This window comes from uncultured Maritalea sp. (genome assembly GCF_937139385.1).
Taxonomy (GTDB): domain Bacteria; phylum Pseudomonadota; class Alphaproteobacteria; order Rhizobiales; family Devosiaceae; genus Maritalea; species Maritalea porphyrae_A.
In genome coordinates this window covers 1-4,710 of the sequence record NZ_CAKZPW010000148.1, presented here as the reverse complement: position 1 = coordinate 4,710, position 4,710 = coordinate 1, and the positions used below count along the sequence as shown (strand labels likewise).

General features: G+C 51.3%; 5 protein-coding genes. All 5 read left to right on the top strand.

Annotated features, from left to right (window positions below):
• Window positions 1-174: 174 nt before the first annotated feature.
• Window positions 175-1,299, top strand: coding sequence for an ABC transporter substrate-binding protein (locus Q0231_RS06105; protein WP_299346360.1), 1,125 nt, complete (start codon window positions 175-177; stop codon window positions 1,297-1,299).
• A gap of 71 nt (window positions 1,300-1,370) precedes the next feature.
• Window positions 1,371-2,291, top strand: coding sequence for a branched-chain amino acid ABC transporter permease (locus Q0231_RS06100; RefSeq protein WP_269394415.1), 921 nt, complete (start codon window positions 1,371-1,373; stop codon window positions 2,289-2,291).
• A complete protein-coding gene (locus tag Q0231_RS06095) occupies window positions 2,284-3,273 on the top strand; it encodes a branched-chain amino acid ABC transporter permease (protein WP_299346357.1) in 990 nt (329 codons plus the stop codon). Before Q0231_RS06100 ends, Q0231_RS06095 begins: the two co-directional genes overlap by 8 nt.
• Entirely contained in the window at window positions 3,266-4,015 is a 750-nt protein-coding gene (locus Q0231_RS06090; protein ID WP_299346354.1) for an ABC transporter ATP-binding protein, read from the top strand. The genes Q0231_RS06095 and Q0231_RS06090 overlap by 8 nt, the downstream gene beginning before the upstream one ends.
• Window positions 4,012-4,701 (top strand): ABC transporter ATP-binding protein, encoded by a 690-nt coding sequence (locus Q0231_RS06085; protein ID WP_299346351.1) that lies wholly within the window; start codon window positions 4,012-4,014, stop codon window positions 4,699-4,701. The genes Q0231_RS06090 and Q0231_RS06085 overlap by 4 nt, the downstream gene beginning before the upstream one ends.
• The last annotated feature ends 9 nt before the right edge of the window (window positions 4,702-4,710 follow it).

Here is a 4,710-nt window from a genome sequence, read left to right as displayed (position 1 = left end):
GATATTTTAGTTGACGCTGCGCTGCGTGCATAGATGAATGCACACTTGGCAGACATCTTTTGATGTGACAACGCCTGATGACTTTTACATGCAAGCACCCGCAAGAGGCGCGCACATGTGAACCAACACGGAGGAAGACAAATGAAATTAAAGACATTGGCAATGGCGACCTGTATGGCGTCGCTTTCCTTTGCTGGCCTGACCAGCACTGCAATGGCGGATGGCAACGGGGTTAAGGTGGGGATGATTACCACGCTGTCCGGCGGCGGTGCCGGTTTGGGCATTGATGTGCGCGATGGCTTTATGCTGGCAATCAATCAGTCCGACAATAAAGACGTTGAAGTTGTGATTGAAGATGACGCGCGTAAGCCTGAGTTGGCCGTGCAAATCGCCGATAAAATGATCCAAAGTGAAAAGGTCGATATTCTGACCGGCATAATTTGGTCAAACTTGGCGATGGCGGTTGTTCCGTCTGTTGTTGCACAAGGTAAGTTCTACTTGTCGCCAAACGCGGGTCCTTCTCAATTGGCTGGCAAAGGGTGCAATCCAAACTATTTTAACGTGGCTTGGCAGAATGATAATTTGCACGAAGCCATGGGCGCATACGCAAATGCGGTTGGCTATAAAAACAGCTATATCCTTGCGCCAAACTATCCAGCGGGTAAAGACGCTTTGACTGGCTATAAACGCTTCTATGAAGGCGATTTGGCAGGAGAGGTCTACACCAAACTTGGCGCCACCGACTATGCGGCAGAAATCGCACAAATTCGTGCGTCTGGTGCGGACAGCGTGTTCTTCTTCTTACCAGGTGGCATGGGCATTGCGTTCATGAAGCAATATGCAGCTTCTGGTGTTGATATTCCGGTGCTTGGCCCTGCGTTCTCGTTTGATCAAGGCATTTTGGGTGCTGTTGGTGATGCGGCACTTGGCGTGAAAAACTCTTCACAATGGTCAAACGACCTCGACAATGATGCCAACAAAGCATTTGTTGCAAGCTTCCAAGAAGCATATGGCCGCTTGCCATCATTGTATGCTAGCCAAGGTTATGACACGGCGAACTTGATCCTTTCAGCTCTTGATGGTGCTGATGTGAAGGATGCAGACGCCTTCCGAGCTGCGCTGAAAGTCGCTGAGTTTGATTCAGTACGTGGCGATTTCCGCTTCGGCAACAACAACCACCCGATCCAAAACATTTATGTGCGTGAAGTGGTGAAAGACGGTGATGTGTTGACCAACAAGATTGTTGGTTTGGCCCTAGAGCAACACACAGATGCATACGCACAAGAGTGCGGAATGTAACTTTGAACTTGCATGCGGGGCGCAAGGTGCCCCGCGTGTTTACCTTTAGGCTCTAGTCGGACGATTTCTCTATGACAGCTGCCCTTTTCTTCGAGCAATTGCTGAACGGTATGCAATTTGGCGTTACGCTATTTCTGATGGCGGCCGGGTTGACCCTAGTGTTCGGCGTGATGGGGTTGATCAATCTTGCCCATGGCTCGCTCTATATGATTGGCGCTTTTGCGTGCGCGGCGGTGGCCGCTGCAACAGGCTCCTTTTGGCTTGGCCTTGTTGCCTCTATTGTTGCTGCGGCGTTTGCTGGCGCGATTATTGAGGTGAGCGTTATCAGACGCCTCTACGATCGGGATCACTTGGATCAAGTTTTGGCGACTTTTGCGCTTATACTGATCATCTCTGAAGGCTGCCGCTTTGTGTTTGGCTCGTTCCCATTGTTTTTGGACGTGCCTGCGATTTTGGCCGGTCCGGTGATTTTGCCGGGTGGTTTGCCCTATCCGATTTATCGTTTGTCGATCATCGTGGTTGGCGGATTGGTGGCGCTAGGGCTTTATTTGCTGATTGCCAAAACCCGACTTGGTATACGCATTCGTGCAGGTGAAGCGGATCGCGAAATGATTGCGGCGCTTGGGGTTGATATTCGCACACTTTATACAATCGTTTTTGCACTTGGTGCGGGGTTAGCCGGATTTGCTGGCGCTATGGTTGGCGCATTGCAATCGGTGCAAGTTGGCATGGGGGAACCTGTTCTGATCCTTGCCTTTGTGGTGATTGTGATCGGGGGCATTGGCTCCATCAAAGGCGCGCTCATTGCCTCAATTTTGGTGGGCGTCGTTGATACGCTTGGTCGCGTTTCATTGCCTTCAATGTTTGGGCTGTTTATGGACCCAAGCGCTGCTAGTTCAATTGGATCTTCAATCTCATCAATGCTGATTTATGTGTTGATGGCGGTTGTGTTGATTTTCAAACCAGAAGGGTTGGTATCGCAAAATGGCTAGCCTTTCTCGTGAATCCATTCTGAACATTTTCCTGACCCTTGCTATGGTTGCCCTGCCATTTGTCGCAACTGCAATTGACGAGCCGTTTTACATCACCCTTGCAACTCGGGTGGCCATTCTTGGCCTTGCTGGGGTCGGTTTGAACCTTGCCCTAGGCACCGGCGGACTTGTGTCATTCGGCCATGCTGCCTTTTTTGGCGTTGGCGGGTATGCCGCGGGCATTTTAGCCAGTCATGCGCTCAATTACACACCGATCATGGAAAGCCCTTTCTTGATTGAAGGCACCAACCAGATGTTGATCATTTGGCTGGTCGCAATCATAGCGTCGGGCATTGTCGCTTATTTGATTGGTTTGCTGAGCCTTCGTACTTCTGGTGTTTATTTCATCATGATCACTTTGGCCTTTGCGCAAATGCTCTATTATTTTGCGATTTCTTGGCCCGCTTATGGGGGCGAAGATGGGCTCTCGATCTATGTGCGCAATTCTTTCCCGGGGGTGAATACGCTTGCGCCGCAGGGCTTCTATTTCATCTGCCTTGGACTGTTGTTCGGCGGAATATTCCTGTCGGCTACACTGAAGAATTCGCGTTTTGGTGCGGCGCTTCAGTCTGCGCGGCAAAATGAGGAACGCTTAAGCGCGGTTGGTGTGCGACCGTTCAATATCAAACTTACCGCATTTGTGATTTCGGGGATGATGACAGGTCTTGCTGGGGCATTGTTTGCTGATCTTAACCGGTTTGTTTCCCCTTCCATGTTGTCTTGGCACATGTCTGGCGAGATTATGATTTTGGTGATTTTGGGCGGTGTTGGTCGGCTTTATGGGCCACTTGCAGGGGCAATCATCTATATTCTGTTTGAATTCATTTTTGGGGGCATGACCGAGCATTGGCAATTCTTCTTAGGGCTTGTGTTGCTGGGTGTGGTGCTGTTCGCACGAGGTGGCGTGATTGGCTTGATCGCCGGGAGGGCTCGCCATGACTAATCCAATTTTGGAGATCAAAAATCTCAAGAAAAGCTTTGGCGCGCTGAAGGCAACTGATGATGTGTCGATCACCCTGAATGAGGGGGAAATCCACGCGCTTATTGGCCCCAATGGGGCAGGAAAATCGACACTGATCAAACAAATCTGTGGTGGGCTTTCCTCAGACAGTGGTTCGGTGATTTTTAACGGCAAAGATTTGGCCGGGCTTGATGTTGCTGAGCGTGCACAGCTGGGGTTGGGGCGAACGTTCCAAATATCTTCGGTGATCATGGAGTTTTCTGCGCTGCGCAATGTGATGTTGGCGGTTCAAGCGTTCAACGGGTCGAGCTTCCGGTTTTTCAAGAACGTGCGTAATGACAAAGTGCTTGTTGCGCGTGCAATGGAAATTCTAAGCCGCGTGGACCTTGAGAAGCGCGCTGAGATCAGTGCGGCAGAGCTGTCACACGGTGAACGGCGGCAGCTTGAGATCGCACTTGCGCTGGCGCTTGAGCCAAAGGCATTTTTGCTTGATGAACCCATGGCGGGCATGGGACCGGAAGGATCAAAACGATTGATTTCCTTCCTGGATGAATTGCGCAAGGAAGCGCCAATCTTGCTCATTGAGCATGATATGGATGCGGTGTTTTCGCTTGCGGATCGGATTTCCGTTTTGGTTTATGGCCGTGTTGTGGCCACCGGCACCGTGGATGAAATTCGCGCCAACCCGGCAGTGCGTGAAGCTTACTTGGGAGAAACCGCATGAGTGACCTCCTAACCATCGAAAACATTGAAGTGTTCTATGGCCCTTCGCAGGCCCTGTTTGGCGTTGATTTAAAAATGGGTGAGGGCGAAGTCGTGGCGCTGATGGGGCGCAACGGCATGGGAAAAACCACGACCATTCGCACGCTTTGCAGAATGTCCAAACAAAAGGCGGGGCGCATTCAGTTCGCGGGCCAAGACATTGGCAATTTGCCCTCGCATAAGGTTGCGCAATTGGGCGTTGGTTTGGTGCCTGAAGGGCGACGCTGTTTTGCCAATTTAACGGTTGAAGAGAACTTGCTAGCCGCCGCGCGTGGAACCGAGTGGACCCTTGCGCGGGTCTATGAATTGTTTCCTCGATTGGAAGAACGCCAAACCCAGTTGGCCAACACACTTTCGGGTGGGGAACAGCAAATGCTGGCCATTGGCCGAGCATTAATGACCAATCCAAAACTATTGGTGTTGGACGAAGCCACCGAAGGGCTGGCACCGGTGATCCGTGAAGAGATTTGGCGGGCGGTGCGCGAGCTTAAGGCAACGGGCCAGTCGATATTGATCGTTGATAAAACATTGGCGGAACTGCTGCCCATTGCTGATCATTGTGTGATTTTGGAGCGCGGACGTACTGCTTGGGCAGGCACGCCTGATGCACTGACGCCTGAGCTTGCTGATCGGTATTTGGGGGTTTGATGGTGGCAA